Genomic DNA, 15,889 nt, shown 5'->3' with positions numbered 1-15,889 from the left:
AAAGAAGTTACAGAAGTGAAATCTGAGCAGCTAAAAATTACAAAAAGTAATAAATAAAATACATGGCGTTATTATCTATAAAAGCACCTCATTTATAAACCACTTTCACCTAATGTTTATTCATCATAGGGTGAATATTATTCACTATTAGCTATCTTTGATTGTTTTAAGCAAGGGACAAGCTATTTATCATTTTTTTGTTCACTAGTGATATTTTTGACCATCATAATTGTTATTATAGGGCAGATTTTTCCCGTTTTTCGTTATGCCATTCATAAAGCCATGAGGTTTGTTTTGTTTATTAAACATCGTCTGAATACCACTGCCGTGCCATCTTTATCGATGTCATTGATGAAGTTACCATTAATCGTGATAACACTACTCGTTGCTATGGCACTTAGTATCCTCTCGCAGCCTAGTGCGTTGGCAGCTGAGACGAGCATACTGGGTGTGGGTGGGACTAAGACTGAGGAAGGGGATGGCACATCGATACCTGATTCATTCGGACGCGATACGCCTCGGCATACGGTGCAAGGATTTATTGCAGCATTGGGTGAAAATGATTATTTGCTGGCGAGTAATTACTTAAATCTATCTAAATCTGATAATCCCACAACCATTGTACGACAGTTCAAGCAAGCCCTCGATGCAGGTGGTCGTTTTCAGGCTGATCTACAGATTAATAATACGCCTGAAGGCAATTTGACCGATCAGCTACCGCCAAGCCAAGAAAATGTAGGTGTCATCAAAGTCAGTGATGCCAGCATTCCTCTATTACTTGAAAGAGTGGTGTCAAAAGAAGGTGAGCAATATTGGCAGTTTTCTACCGATACACTCAGCTCAATACCAGAGGCGATAGAGAACTATGAGCCGACTTTGGTTTCTCGTTATACCATTGATTCTTTAGAAGGAAAAAAGCTTTTTGGTTATCAGTTGGCTGATTTGGTAGCCGCTTTAATGATGACTATTAGTAGTTTTTTGTTCACCTACATCGCAGTATGGCTACTGTATCATTTATTAGAAATCACTTACCCTCGTGTCCGTGATGTGCCGCTACCATTGCCAGACAAAGTAATATTGCCGCTAGCGGTGGTGATTATGGCGCTGATTTTATCTGAGGTGATGGTTTATGCGGGCGTGTCAGTGACCCTGCGCGAGCCTGTCAACCGTTTCGCTGAGATTGCTTCGTGGGTGGCGATAACGTGGTTGTTATTACGCATTATCGATGCATTATTTACCCGTGCAGTGAACTTAAGCTATAAGAAAAACTATACTGAACGGGTCTCAATTTTGGGGCTACTACGCAAAGTCGTCAAAGCACTGTTATTGATATTTGCAGTCATCGTCACTTTTGGTAACTTGGGCTTTGACTTAACGACGGGTATTGCGGCACTAGGTGTCGGTGGTTTAGCGTTAGCATTAGGTGCGCAAAAAACCATCGAAAACTTAGTCGGTAGTGTGGTAGTAGTGGCAGATTCGCCCGTACGTATCGGTGATTATTGCAAGTTTGGTACCTATGAAGGCACCGTCATCGATATCGGTATTCGCTCATCGCGCGTGCGTACTTTGACTCGCACTATCGTCACAGTACCTAATGGTGATTTTTCATCGATGCAAATTGAAAACTTTACCTCGCGTGATATGTTCCGCTTTTTGCATCAGCTATATATCAAGCGTACCGCTGATATCGATGTTGTGTTTAAAATGGTAAAGCATTTGGATACGTTTTTGGATGAGCATGAATTAACCAATCAAGAATGGAACCAAGTCAATATTTTAGAGTTGCGTCAAGATTGTTATATTATTCAATTGCAAGCCTATATCAATGCCACTGGTATCATCGAATTTTATGAAAAACAAGACGTGTTATTTGTTGATCTATTAATGCAAGTTAGAAAGTATGATGTAGAGCATGCCCTGCCAACACAGCAGCTGATTGTTAAGCAACCAGAGCTTCAGGCTGAATTAGATCATGAAAGTAAAGAAGGCGAGACGGTTGAAAAGAAAGCTGATAAAAAAAATGCTGCTGATGATAAGTCTGAAGCCGTTAATTTAAGCAAAGATGTGAATGCTGTTGATGATGAGCAGACCGCAGATAAACCCAAAGATGGCTTAAAAAAGGATATGATCGACAATAGATACAAACGCATTCATAAAAATCGTGGTTATAATTTAGCAAAACTAAAGTTCAAGCAGGTTAAAAAGAGCTTTAGATTCCCTAAGGTATGAAGCATTTAGTAAGAGAGCCTATTATAAAGGCACTGCTTTTCTATTATTTAGCCAGCCGTAATGTGACCATAGTAGTAAGCTAGCAGCACTCCGATGTGGCGACCAATCTTTGGTCGCCATCTTTAATTGTTTTGGTGTTGGACGTTCTGCTAGACCTAGCAAATCCATCGCTGCGACTTTAATCGCCAAGTCATCGACCGCGAGTACATCAGCTCGTCCTAAAGAGAATAATAAGTACATTTCAGCCGTCCAACAGCCAATACCAACGACGGCAGTGAGTATCTCAAGCACTTCTTTATCACTTATGGTAGTTAATGCTTCAAAGTCGATATCATGCTTAACCAATGAGCGCGTATAACGAATTTTTTGCTTAGATAACCCCTGTGTTCGCAATATATCATCTTCTACCTGAATAATCGTTTGCGGTGAGGTGAGGTTAGCATCAAGCAGTTTTTTCCAAATGCTGGAAGCCGCCGCTACAGATAGCTGTTGACCAACTATCGCTCTCATTAGCTGCTCAAAGCCGCCATTATTACGTCTTAAGTCTGGAGCACCTACTTGCTCATAGATAGGAGCAAATTTTGGTTCAATAGCAATAAGTGCATCGATGTGAAGTTTTAGCTGTTCATTATTTTCAATTGTTTTAACGGTTTCGATGTTTTTAAGACTTTTAACGGTTTTTATTATTTCAGTATTTTGTACGTCCATGAGAGACTTACCCTAAATAATTAAATTTACCTACTGAATATAGGTTAAATACAGCTATAAAAAAAGACTGCTTATTTGCAGTCCTTTTTTGTTCCTAAACCAAAGAGCTTACTCGCTATCAGGCTTATTCTTTTTTAATAATACCAACACCGCGCCATTGCCACCATCTTTTGGCGGGGCTGAGCAAAATGCCAACACTTCTGGTAATTGACGTAACCAACCGTTGACGCAAGTTTTTAGAATCGCTTCACTACCTTTACCATGGACGATTTTTACCGATGTTTCATTGTTTTGCTTTGCTTGGCTGAGTAATTGAGTCATCGCTACACGTGCTTCTTCAATAGTGCAACCATGAATATCTACAGCATCATACCAACGCAATTTACCTTGTTTTAGCTGGGTAAAAATTTTGTTTTGTAAGGTAGGGTTTTTATAAGATAAATAGGCTTCACCAGCAACAGGGTTCAATAAAGCCTGCATATCTGATAAACCAGCGCCCAAGTCGCTTGCTTCGCCACCTTGAGCGGCTGCACGTTTAGACAGTGTCGCTGCATCAGGCTTTTTGGCTTTTGCCGCATTGGCAGGTGAACGTACGTTTTTATCGTCGAGTTGATTGACACCATTCATTGCTTGCATGAACAAGACTTTATCATCATCAATATGTTCGCTATCCATCTGTTTGACGGTTTTTTTAACTTGCTTTTGAGTCAATAGCGAGACAGGCTCAGTGGGCTTACCGTCGTCGCCATCAGGTGACACGGTATCACGACCTTTACTCAATTGACCTTTAAGCTCTTTAAGTTGGTCTTGCATTTCTTTTGAAAATAGAGAGTTTGACATAATAATTAATGTATCGTTGGTTAGTGAATAAATGATTAATTAAGTAAGTAATAAAGATAATGACTATTTTCATATTGGCTTTATCTAAACTATCTCACTTACTTTACGCCTGTGCTGCGACGCTCGCAAGTAAGGATTGTAATGCTTGTCCAGGATGATCGGTTTTCATAAATTGCTCCCCGATTAAAAAGTGCTGAATATTATGGCTTAGCATCATGCGGATATCGTTACTGCTGTGAATGCCACTTTCGGTCACGATAAGCGGTCGTATCAAGCTATCATTGGGATTTGCAGAAAGCGCATCATCAATGGCAAGCTCGCGTAATAGGGCGTTCTTTAAATCAAGTGTCGTCTGCAAATCCACATCAAAGGTGTTTAAGTCACGGTTATTGATACCGTAGATATTGTGCTCTGAATGTGGCAATTGTAGGGCACGTTCAAGCTCTTCTGCCGTATGCACTTCTATTAACACATCCATACCAAGCTCGATGCTTAGCGCATGTAGCTCTTGCGCCTGTGCGTCATCAAGGCACGCCATAATCAGTAATATACAATCTGCACCAAGTAAATATGACTGATAAATCTGATAGACATCAATCATAAAGTCTTTACGTAATATCGGCAGATCACAAGCTTCACGTGCTTGGACCAAGTAGCTATCATCACCTTGGAAGTAATCGCGATCTGTCAATACAGACAGACAGCTTGCGCCTGATTGCTCATACTGCTTAGCAAATAAAGCCGGCGCAAAGTTGTGATTGATAATACCTTTAGAAGGCGAGGCTTTTTTTATCTCAGCAATAATACCGATATTAGCGGCGCGCAATGCACTGGCAAAATCGCGACGAGGTTGTTTATCTGCCGCGACTTTCGCTTGTAAGTCTTCAAGTGATAACAGATTACGAGCAGCAGCAACCTCTTCATGTTTGGTAGCAACGATACGTTGTAATACTGAAGGAATATGTGAGCCAACTGTTTTGTTAGTAGTCATGGCGGGATCCAAATATGGTTAAAGATAAATAGTCTATGATGGCTAGGTTTATGTACTTATAAGTTAAGCATTGGCTGCTAATTGCTGCGTATATTGTGCCAAAGACTCAAGCTTCACTAAAGCCTCGCCATTTTGGATAATTTTTTGTGCTCGGCTCACACCGTTTGGATAGTTGCTTGCAAGTCCTGCAGTATATATTGCTGCGCCTGCATTTAACGCAATCATATCGCGCGCTTTAAGCACTGATCGTTCATGTGTCTCTGTGCCTGACAAAGCGGCACGTATTAGCTCGAGGCTTTGCGCTGGTGAGTCCACATCAAGCCCAATCAAGGTTTGTGAATCAATACCTGCATCCTCTGGCATCATATCATAGACAGAAATTTCACCATCTTTTAATTCAGCCACCGTAGTCGAGGTTGCGAGACTTATTTCATCCAAACCATCTTTTGCACCGACGACCATCACGTGGCGCGCGCCTAGATTTTTCATGACCTTTGCTAAAGGTTCACATAATTGCGCGGTAAATACGCCAATCACCAAATTGGGCGTACCAGCAGGATTGGTGAGTGGACCTAAAATATTAAAAATCGTTCTAGATTTTAGCTCACGGCGTACTGGATTGGCATAACGCATGGCGCTATGGTGGTTTGGCGCAAATAAAAAGCCAATACCTTGGTCTTCGATACAGGCTTGCGCTTGCTCAGGCGTCAGCGATAGACTGATACCAGCTTGCTCAAGCAAGTCCGAGCTACCAGATTTGCTTGAAACACCGCGGTTACCATGTTTGGCAACTTGTGCGCCTGCTGCTGCTGCTACCAACGCTGCCGCTGTAGAGACATTAAATAAGTTGGCACCATCACCCCCTGTACCAACGATATCGACCATATAGTCACAGTCTTTTGGGGCGATATTTGACGCCAATGCACGCATAGCACTTGCTGAGGCGGTAATCTCATCGATTGATTCGCCTTTCATACGCAGACCGGTCAAAATAGCACCCATCATGGCATCACTACATCTGCCTTGCATGATGACTAGCATCACTTGATACATCTCATCAAAGGTCAGATCAATGTGTTGAAAAATCCTACCTAATGCGGTGGTCAGTAGCTCATGGATACTCTCATCTGACAGCTGATGGATATCTTCTGGCGTACGGGTTACGTTTGAAAGTACATTCTGCAAAGGAGCAGTGGTCATCATATTCTCACTTATTATTATTTTAAATTTTTAGATAATTTCTAGCGGCTAGCCTTAGCCCACCTGTGGCAAATTATCGGTGTCTATAACAGCCAAATGATGCGCTCGTAAAAAGTTATTAAGCAGCTGATAGCCGGCCTCGCTTAAAATAGATTCAGGATGAAACTGTACCCCTTCAATGGCAAAGTCACGGTGACGAATACCCATGATTTCTTCTATGCTGCCATCGATATGTTGTGTCCAAGCAGTGATCTCAAAGCCATCAGGTAAGCTTGATTTATCAATAACCAGTGAATGATAGCGGGTAAACTGTGCAGGATTGGGTAAATCCATAAACACACCCTGTCCATTATGGTAAATAGCGGATAAGCGTCCGTGCATCACTTCACTTGCTTTGATTATGTTACCGCCAAACGCCTGTCCAATAGCTTGGTGACCCAAGCAGATACCCAGTATTGGTATCATGCCTTTAAAAGTATCAATCAATTCAAGTGAGATGCCAGCGCTATCAGGGGTGCAAGGTCCAGGACCGATAACGATGACGTCAGGCGCAAGCGCTTTTATTTGCTCAATGCTAATCTCATCATTACGACAAACGGTGATGTCCTGCTGCAATTCACCGAAGTACTGTACAATATTATATGTAAAGCTGTCGTAGTTATCGATCATCAGAATCATGAGGGCTTCAACTTATTGAGATGTTTACTGTTGGCATTGATTAATAAATTTGTATGGCAGTTTGCTATGTCACTTAATGTTAAAGATTTTATGGCATCATTATATTAACATTATTTTGTCGTCTATCAAATGTGATGATTCTATAGATTGAATGTCGCTAGATAAAAGTATGTTTAATCGTTAATGGAACGGCAACTTGGCACCATTACCGCTGCTAAAAAAAATTATATTTTCAAAAAATATTTATAAATGTTCTACTATGGTGCACGTGCACTAAATATATTCTTATCTATGCACTATTATGATGCTAATATTATGATATTGAATCGTTGATATTCATTGTTAGAAGCAAATGTGAGTCAATATTTTTTCTGGAAAATTAGTCTGTACTTTATTTAACCGACTGTATTTATTAGTAATAAACTAAAAATTTGATGATATAGAGTAATGAAACTAGCTAGGTTGGCATGGCTGTTGCATCTCCCTAGCATACAAGTATCTTGTATTGCCTTGCAGCACAAACTATTTATCAATCGGCGTCTGAAGAGTGCAACATTATTAGCGAGATATTGCTAATATAGCAATTGCATTTGTCTGATTGATAAAAATGTGTCATTAATAATAAAGACAGATACTGGCTGTTAGTATGAATAACGAGTAAAAACCGTTATCTTCAACCTCAGCACTGTTTAGTAATACAAAGCCATTACCATAATTTCAGTACCATGATAATCACTAGGGAAACTATCTATGTCAAATAAACTACTTGATCTGATCAAATCATCCAACGCTAAATGGGTTGATTTCCGCTTCACTGATACCCGCGGTAAAGAGCATCATATGAGCTTTCCAGCTCATAGCGTTGATGAAGAATCGATGGAAGATGGCAAAATGTTTGATGGCTCATCGATTGCTGGTTGGAAAGGGATTGAAGCATCAGACATGATATTGCGTCCTGATCCTGATACGGCGTTTATTGACCCATTCTTTGATGCGGTTACGGTTGTTGTGACTTGTGACATCATTGAGCCATCAACCCTACAAGGTTATGACCGTGATCCACGTTCTATTGCGCGCCGTGCTGAAGAGTATTTAAAATCTACCGGTATTGGTGACACTGCCTATTTTGGTCCTGAGCCTGAATTCTTTGTTTTTGATGAAGTAAAATGGTCTGTGGGCATGTCTGGTGTCAGTCATGAAATCGTCGCTGAAGAAGCCGCTTGGTCAACTAATAAAGACTACGAGTGGGGTAACATGGGTCATCGCCCACGTGTCAAAGGCGGTTATGTACCAGTGCCACCAGTTGATAGCGCACAAGATATGCGTACTGTCATGTGTGATCGCATTGAAGATATGATTGGTGAAGGTTGTATCGAAGTCCATCACCATGAAGTTGCGCCTTGTCAGTTAGAGATTGGCGTTGCTTTTAACACTCTAGTACGCAAAGCAGATGAAGTGCAAAAACTCAAATATGCCGTACATAATGTTGCTCATCAGTTTGGAAAAACTGCAACCTTTATGCCAAAGCCTATCGTTGGTGACAATGGTTCTGGTATGCACGTCCATATCTCAATCTCAAAAGATGGCGTCAATACTTTCTCTGGTGATGAATATGCGGGCTTGTCTGAAACGGCATTGTATTTTGTCGGTGGTATTATTAAACACGCCCGTGCACTTAATGCGATTACCAATCCATCGACCAACAGCTATAAGCGCCTTGTGCCACATTATGAAGCGCCTATCAAGCTTGCGTACTCAGCATCTAACCGTTCAGCGTCTATCCGTATTCCGCACGTTAGTAGCCCAAAAGCAGTGCGTGTTGAAGCACGTTTCCCTGATCCAGCAGCCAACCCATACCTAGCGTTTGCGGCGTTGTTGATGGCTGGTATTGACGGTATTCAAAACAAAATGCATCCAGGTGAAGCAGCTGACAAAAATTTATATGATTTGCCACCAGAAGAAGAAGCACTGATCCCAACGGTCGCTGAAAACTTAGAAGTGGCGCTACAAGCACTAAAAGATGATCATGAGTTCTTATTAAAAGGCGATGTATTCACTAAAGAGATGTTAGAGGCTTATATTGCTCTAAAACAAGAAGAGGCACAGCGCGTTAATATCACGGTACATCCAGTTGAATTTGACTTGTATTACAGCTGCTAATTTATAGCTAATACGCTCAATGATTTTAATAAAAAACCAGTTAAGTAGATCTTAGCTGGTTTTTTTTGCTCTTGAATATTTGTGTTGACTGAGCTGACAAAATTTCTGTGCAGACGATACTGCTTTAATATGAAAAGTAACGCATAATAGTTTCATCTGTATATTAATAATAAGTATCTATTAGGCTGACTGACTATGACTCTATCATCAAAAAGTAATCTTTTGAATAAAAGTGTGACTTTAAGCCTGCTGACGGGTTTTATGGTTAGCACGGCTAGTCTTTGGATGCCTGTTGCAAATGCCGCTGCTATTTATAAAGTCATTGATGAAAAAACGGGTCAAGTCACCTTTACCGATCGCCCGCAGAACTACGAAAATAAACCGGGCAAGCAAATTAGTGAAACTTCTGTTATAACGGACACTCGCTCTACGTCCAATAATGCTACTAATAACAGCACCGCAGTAGATAGTAATCCTATTGCACCTGCTAAGCCAATGGTCACTAGCAATGCAACACCTCCAGCGATGGCAAGTGCTTCAAGCGCAATTCAAGCATCACGCGTCAGTTATCAATTAACGATGATTGAGCCTAGCGAAGAGCGCGCCTATCGTCGTCCGGCGCAAAGTATCGTGGTCACTCTACAAACTAAACCTGCACTACAAGTAGGAGATAGTGTGAGTATTACGCTTGATGGTAATGAGGTGGCCCAAGGTCTAAGTGCCTCAATTTCTACGGCTGATATCCTACCGGGCTCTCATGTTATTCATGCTGTGATTAAAAACGCGAAAGGGCAGACGTTAAAGCAGATATCACGAACTATTTATGTGATTCAAAATACGCAGACATTGCAAAATAATAAAAAAATTGCTGAGCAGCTTTTGGCTTATCAGCGCTTGCCTTGGCATCAAAAGGTGTTGTTAAAACTGCGTCAAGATGGCAAACAGCCTAATATGCAAACCTTTAATAAACCACAAGTAGACACACCTATGACTCTTGAGCAACCAGCTATAAAGTAGCCTATGATGAATCATGTTATCTAAAAAATAAAGGCAATCACTGATATCAGCGATTGCCTTTATTCATACTCATCTTTTCATATAACTTTGACGGTATTTTATTTAGTCAACTCAATCGTACCATTGGCAGTGACTGAGATGGTGCTGTTGCCAGATTCAAAGTTTTGGCTTGGTACAGATGCATCAGCACTCTCAGCTTTCATACTCATCGCATTATACATCGGGCGCGGATAATTGCTGCCAGTGTTTAGATTGACATTGACGACACGATAGCCGCGTGCATCCCAAGCACGGGTCATATTTTTAGCTTGCTGCTGAAAAGCGCGTGAAGCCTCAGTCATTAGCTTTTGCTCTAGTGCATTCTTTTTGATATCTGAAACACCAAAGCTAAGATTTTCCATCACTAAGGTTTCTTGTAAATCAGCAATCAGCTGGCTAGTTGCGGTAAAATCCGTACTTTTTAGATCGATATTTGCCTGTCCTGTCCAGCCAACGATTTTATTGCTTTTATCATAGCGTGGGTAGGTACGCTGTTGCCCTGTACTGACGGTGACAGTTGGGTAGCGTTTAGCGATTTTCAAAGCATTATTAATCGAAGTGTTTAATGTGGTTGCTAATGCTTTTGCATCGGTTGCCTGTGCTTTTTTATATAAGCTGGCAGTGACCTCATCGTTTTGAATCTCTTCTTTTACTTCTGCCTGAAAAGTAAGTTGGTCGTAGCCAGTTGGTGCTGCATGAGCGCTTCCCATCATCGCTGTTAATAAAAGTGCTGTACCAGTGCTGAGAGCAGCTTTATTAGTTAATATGTTTTTCATCATAATCTCCTGAATGACGTAATTGTGTTTGAAGAAGTTAATTTGAAAGCCATAAAAATGCATTTTATTTATTTGGCATTTTTTATAGCATTTAAGCTTCTTAGCTAAAATAGCAAAATTTAAAAGTATCGCTGTGAGAATTTTGTCACTCAAGTTACAGGCGCATGTAGTATAAAAAGCGAACAGTTTTACGATTGGGGTTGTAATAATGAAAAATTCTTGTATAATCTGCAGCTGGTGGCCCCATTGGTAGCCTCGCAACATTGTTCTATGAATCCCGCCAGGACCGGAAGGTAGCAACGGTAATAGTTATAATGTGTGCCGAGGATGTGCTGATGGGGTCGCTTTTTTTTGCCCAAAATTTGATAATAAAATATATAAATAAGCCCAAATATTGAATCCTGATAATAAGCCCTTCATTATAAAGGGCTTTTTTTTCGCCTGTCTTTTGTCTTATTTTGAACTTTTAGTAAACTATATAAGTTAAAATACAATACAGTAACTTTTATTAACAATAAGATTAATACAAAGCGTATTGGAGTCTGACGATGAAAGTGTTTGTTTGGTCATTCATTGTAGTGGTTGTATTGGTAATGATTTTTGGTACATCAATATTTAATAAGTTGGTACGCGCCCGTAATCAAGCAAAAAATGGTTTTGCGCAGATAGATGTACAGCTAAAACGTCGTCATGATTTGATTCCAAACCTAGTCGAAACTATACGACGTTACTTGTCTCACGAGGAAGAGACGCTGATACGCGTTATTAGTGCGCGCAACCATGCTCAGAGTCTGCAGGATTCTAGCAAGCATCAGCCAGACTCGCTTGAACACATGGCGCTATTTGCCAAGGCTGAGAGTATGTTGTCCAAAGCATTAGGACAGTTCTCAGCTGTCGTGGAAGCGTACCCTGAGCTAAAAGCAGACAGCATGATTAAAGAGTTAATGGATGAGCTGACCAATACTGAGAACCGCATTGGCTTTGCCCGTCAGCACTATAATGACAGCGTAATGTTCTACAACAATGACCGCGAGGTATTTCCCAATAATCTGATTAGCACGACTTTTGGTTTTCGTCCTCTCAGTCCATTAGTCTTTGAAGATAGAAAAGCGATTGCACAAGCACCTGTCGTCAATATGGGCTGATGTTTCATTACGTTCGTATGCTTAAATGCGTTTAGCTATTTTTAAGTCAGGCAACTAGATGGATTTTTTTGGTGAACAGCGTACCCGTACTCAGCGAAGTCTGTTGCTCTATGGGCTATTTTTTCTCATTGTCTTTGCACATCTGGCAGTAGCGCTGGGTATCATGGCGCTGCTGCTGACGATATTTACTGGTGTCATTTACCATTGGGTGTTGATACTGGTTGTGGTCTGGATAATCGGTAGCTTTGTCATTGGCAGTTTTTTAGAGTACAGACGTTTAGAAGCGGGTGGTCGCGCTATTGCTCAGCGTGTGGGCGGGGTTCGCCTATTTATCGACCACAGCCAAGATGCGTGGGAGCATAGTCAAGGGATTGCCCATCAGCATGAGCCTGCACCAAAGGTTCGCTTCAGTGCACGCCAAATTGCGGTACGTGATGAGCGTGATTTCCCGCCTGTTTATCGTCGCTATTATGAGATTGCCCAGCAGCTAGCGATTGCTTCAGGTTTTAGTATGCCAATATTATATGTGTTGCCTAACGAGCAAGGCATCAATGGATTCGTTGCAGGTCGTCATAGTCAAGATATGGCACTTGTAGTTACTCAAGGCGCGCTTGATAAACTGTCTGATGAGGGGCTATATGGTCTGATAGGGCACGAATATGGTCATTTCTTACATGGTGATGCCAAGTTTAATCTACAACTAATGGTTGTGCTGGCAGGCTTACAATTACTCTATGACTGGAGTGATCCAATTTCCAATCATCGTTCCCTCGATACTGATATCACTTCCCATCAGTCTCTATCACAGAGACAAGTTGATCATTTTGCACGCAGTACAGAGGCGCAAACCGCCCGTTTTACCACTCATAGTGAGTGGGTCACTTACTGGCAGCAGCAATCACAACAACAGCAGTCCTCCGCCAAGCGTCAGTCGAAATGGTTGCAAAATATACCTGTAATAGATCGACAAGCACCGCGTAATATCTGGACATTACTAATACATGGGTTGAGCTTCTCTAGCATGGCAAGTGCTCAACTAATCAAGCACAGCTTTAACCGCGAGCGTGAATTGCTAGCCGATGCGACCAGTATACAGCTCACACGCTCGCCAGCAATTATGGAAACCTTGCAAGCCATTCATCAAGATTCTTTGGGTTCGCGCTTGACAGGTATCGCCGATATTAATGGACTGAGTCATTTTTTCTTTGCCAGTAGCGGCGCCGACCTAGGTGATGTCTCATGGTTTGCCACTCATCCAAGTTTGAGTGAGCGTATGAACGCCATTAATGCTAATACTTATCACGACTTTGCCATACAAGTTGCCAAAGAAAAACGTATTAATCAGAAGAAAGTACAAGAAGTTTATGAGCAGCGCCGGCTGGGTGATTGGGGAGTAATAACAGCAAATAGCCTAAAAAGAAGAAATAATAGCCTAAGTACAGAATCGCCAGAAAAAATCATAATTCAATCTCAGTCATCACCTAGTATTTATAAGAACAATGATACAAAAATAAGTAGTGATTTAGACACGGACTCAGGTCTTGAGTTCGCTGTAGAGAAGGATGTGATAGTTGATGGGCGTTTACAAGTAAAAGCAAAGTCGATTGATAAACATCAGCTGATAAGGCCATGGCAAGCAAAGCATGATAGCGACCTGCTGGCAAAAAAATTAATCAGTACTGCTGCTATAAACAAGGTGTCATTGCCACAATATGTGCTTAATCACAGTTATCATCCGCGGGGTGCGCAAGTTTTGATTGAGGCAGTGATGTTATGCCATCAAGGTTGCATATTATCTACAATTGCCACTTATGATTTATCAGATATCTGGAGTGGTATTCCTAAAGATAGGGTAGTGACTACGACTGATAGTAGCTCTACGTCTAATGTAAAACCTCGAATTGATATAATGAGTGATCAGAAAATATTGTTGCATACCATAGACCAGCAGTTACTAGAGATGGTTGCTGGTATTGATCGGCGGTTAGATAGTGCTTTGATAATATTTGCTATAAAGCAACTATCCCAGCATAATTTATCCGAAAGCGTAATAAATGAATTACGCTTAAAAAGTGAAAGTAGCCATAGCCACCAAAGCCATCTATATTATAAACAGCAAACAAAATCTCGTACCATGCTGATGCGCTATCAGCACGGCATCATTGAGCTGTTTAAAAGTCAGTTAACCGTCGATTTAAGCAGAAATTTTGCTGATGAAATAGCCAATGATGACGTTTACATGGGTGAGCCTAAACCAGTATTCATGCGCTCAGAGAATACAATCTCTCGGTCACCATCAATTTTGTCATTATGGCAGGCGCTGCACTTACAGCAACTACTGCCTATACTGGCTGGTGTTTTAAACCATAAGTTAGCAAATGCTAATGAATCATGGCAACTGGAGTTACGAGCTGGTTTAGATGATATTTATGCCCAGCTTGATCCATCAGGTCAGGTTTTTAAGAGCCTTGGCAACGCTGAAAAAACAATATTAACGCTACTAGCCTACCGATTATCAAAAGATGTCAAAGGTCAGGTAGCATCAGCTCTGAGTGGTAGAAGTTTTAATGTGTCCAATTATGTTGTATATGTGCGCCGTCATGCACGCCTGATTGATATGGATTTAACAGCAGTGAGCAATGCAAATTTACAATGGCTACTATTGACTGCACAAAATTTAAATAGTGTGCAATTATTGGCATTGATAGAAGCAGTGCCTGTTTTTATATCACCAAGCATAGACAGTGAAGAGGCTGGTGATAATTATCAAGACAGGCAGCAGAGTGATGGTCAAATAGAGTATAATAGCGCTATACAAAACAGCCATATTGATGATGTCATTACTGATAATCTATATATAGTTAGCAACTATCGTCAATGGCTAAGTACATTGCATACAGTGATGTTACACGATACGATAGTCAGCCAAGATGAATATGATTGCTTAACGATACTAGCAGAGCACTGGCTTGGTGTTAAACAGCTTTTTTAGGTAGATTGGACGATTTTATAGTTAATGCATCAAGTAATGGTTAGCATCGTTTTTGACAGTAAAAGCCTGTAAACCCATTTTAGATAAGTAGGATAGTAGAGTCGCATGAGTGATATCCAAGACCCGCAGCTGGTATTACAGCACCGTGTACAGCAGCGTCAGATTTTAGCGATGATGGGTATCAATCAGTGGGTGCATCCAAGCTCAGAAACTCTTAATATCAGTGATATTGCAGCATCTACTGTCATGCCCAGTATGACTCAGTCTGATTCTACTACTAGCAACGTCAAGACACAGCCAAATAATGAACAGCCAGTTGTCAGCATCGTAAATCCAGATGAAGAAAACGTTGAAATATTAGATAGCAGTGCTGACCATAATGTCTCTGCTTATCCATATAATGAAGCGGGAACTGACGACCTCCAAGATATAAGCGCGCATACCTTTAACCAGCAAAGCCCAGTTACTTATAATTTTGATGCAGTCAGCCCTGATACCGCAGTTGGTTCTAAGACAGATACGGTCGTTCAACAAGACGTTGCCCTGTTTGATGAGCAGGTATTTTCTAATGACAATCATTATGACCATACCCTTAAGGTAGCAACGTTCGACTTACAAGGTGGTCGTTATGGCGATTGGGTAATCATTGCTGATATTCAAGCGCTTAATAATGACAGCCAAAAACTGTGGCAAAATATCACACAAGCGCTATCAATCTCTTGTGAGACAACATCATTCCCTATCTGTGAAGGCATGGATACGGCTGAGCTTGCCAATGCCAGTTTTGCTGGACATGTCTTTAAAATTGGACGCTGCGAAGAAGAAATAAAGGTGTTGGCGTTGACTGCGTTACCTGAAGGGCTTGAGCATCCCGATTTGACTGCTGCACCAACGTTAGATGAAATGCTTACTGATAGTCGCTTAAAGCGCACGCTTTGGGAGATGATTTCTGGTTCGGCTGATTAATAGTGAAAGTTTTGATCATTTTTTATAAGCAACATAGTCGTTAGCCAATAAAATAAAAATGTAAGAAGTATTTCAATGGTTAACTTTTAAATCCCATAAGTTTTAAATCCCATAAGTTTTAAATCCCAACTAACAACGATGATTTTAT

Annotated in this window: 12 protein-coding genes and 1 other RNA gene; 7 read left to right on the top strand and 6 right to left on the bottom strand. The window is 41.0% G+C overall.

All coding sequences use genetic code 11. From position 1 onward, the window contains the following. Positions 1-294: 294 nt before the first annotated feature. On the top strand, positions 295-2,229 hold the full coding sequence (locus VLA57_RS00450; protein WP_227673160.1) for a mechanosensitive ion channel family protein: 1,935 nt from the start codon (positions 295-297) through the stop codon (positions 2,227-2,229). A 21-nt stretch (positions 2,230-2,250) separates the two neighbouring features. On the opposite strand, the gene VLA57_RS00445 is transcribed toward VLA57_RS00450, so the two are convergent. From VLA57_RS00445 to VLA57_RS00425, 5 genes are all read right to left on the bottom strand, one after another. Further along, a complete protein-coding gene (locus tag VLA57_RS00445) occupies positions 2,251-2,937 on the bottom strand; it encodes a DNA-3-methyladenine glycosylase family protein (protein ID WP_333954004.1) in 687 nt (228 codons plus the stop codon). Positions 2,938-3,045: 108 nt separating this feature from the next. Then, positions 3,046-3,777 (bottom strand): Smr/MutS family protein, encoded by a 732-nt coding sequence (locus tag VLA57_RS00440; protein ID WP_011513775.1) that lies wholly within the window; start codon positions 3,775-3,777, stop codon positions 3,046-3,048. Positions 3,778-3,880: 103 nt separating this feature from the next. Further along, positions 3,881-4,768 (bottom strand): indole-3-glycerol phosphate synthase TrpC, encoded by an 888-nt coding sequence (trpC, locus tag VLA57_RS00435; protein WP_333954003.1) that lies wholly within the window; start codon positions 4,766-4,768, stop codon positions 3,881-3,883. Positions 4,769-4,831: 63 nt separating this feature from the next. Further along, positions 4,832-5,971, bottom strand: a complete 1,140-nt coding sequence (gene trpD, locus VLA57_RS00430) for an anthranilate phosphoribosyltransferase (RefSeq protein WP_333954002.1) — start codon at positions 5,969-5,971, stop codon at positions 4,832-4,834. Positions 5,972-6,022: 51 nt separating this feature from the next. Then, on the bottom strand, positions 6,023-6,646 hold the full coding sequence (locus VLA57_RS00425) for an anthranilate synthase component II (protein WP_333954001.1): 624 nt from the start codon (positions 6,644-6,646) through the stop codon (positions 6,023-6,025). Between the two features lie 750 nt (positions 6,647-7,396). On the opposite strand from VLA57_RS00425, the gene glnA reads away from it, so the two are divergent. Together glnA and VLA57_RS00415 are read left to right on the top strand one after the other, a co-directional pair. After that, positions 7,397-8,806: a type I glutamate--ammonia ligase gene (gene glnA / locus VLA57_RS00420; RefSeq protein WP_011513771.1), complete on the top strand. Its 1,410-nt coding sequence runs from the start codon at positions 7,397-7,399 to the stop codon at positions 8,804-8,806. A gap of 195 nt (positions 8,807-9,001) precedes the next feature. After that, positions 9,002-9,823, top strand: a complete 822-nt coding sequence (locus tag VLA57_RS00415) for a DUF4124 domain-containing protein (protein ID WP_333953999.1) — start codon at positions 9,002-9,004, stop codon at positions 9,821-9,823. A gap of 98 nt (positions 9,824-9,921) precedes the next feature. Here the strand turns inward: VLA57_RS00415 and VLA57_RS00410 are convergent, their stop codons facing one another. After that, on the bottom strand, positions 9,922-10,638 hold the full coding sequence (locus VLA57_RS00410; RefSeq protein ID WP_333953998.1) for an SIMPL domain-containing protein: 717 nt from the start codon (positions 10,636-10,638) through the stop codon (positions 9,922-9,924). A 244-nt stretch (positions 10,639-10,882) separates the two neighbouring features. On the opposite strand from VLA57_RS00410, the gene ffs reads away from it, so the two are divergent. From ffs to VLA57_RS00390, 4 genes are all read left to right on the top strand, one after another. After that, positions 10,883-10,979, top strand: an RNA gene (gene ffs / locus VLA57_RS00405) — signal recognition particle sRNA small type. A gap of 207 nt (positions 10,980-11,186) precedes the next feature. Continuing rightward, complete coding sequence (locus VLA57_RS00400; protein WP_201532178.1) at positions 11,187-11,783, top strand: LemA family protein; 597 nt, start codon at positions 11,187-11,189, stop codon at positions 11,781-11,783. A gap of 58 nt (positions 11,784-11,841) precedes the next feature. Then, on the top strand, positions 11,842-14,775 hold the full coding sequence (locus VLA57_RS00395) for a M48 family metalloprotease (RefSeq protein ID WP_333953996.1): 2,934 nt from the start codon (positions 11,842-11,844) through the stop codon (positions 14,773-14,775). Between the two features lie 105 nt (positions 14,776-14,880). Continuing rightward, positions 14,881-15,741 carry a hypothetical protein gene (locus VLA57_RS00390; protein ID WP_333953995.1) on the top strand — a complete coding sequence of 287 codons (861 nt, stop codon included), beginning with the start codon at positions 14,881-14,883 and terminating at the stop codon, positions 15,739-15,741. Positions 15,742-15,889 lie beyond the last annotated feature (148 nt).

This window comes from Psychrobacter sp. S4(2024) (genome assembly GCF_036861305.1).
In the GTDB taxonomy this organism is placed as follows: domain Bacteria; phylum Pseudomonadota; class Gammaproteobacteria; order Pseudomonadales; family Moraxellaceae; genus Psychrobacter; species Psychrobacter cryohalolentis.
This window is presented reverse-complemented; position numbering and strand designations above follow the sequence as displayed.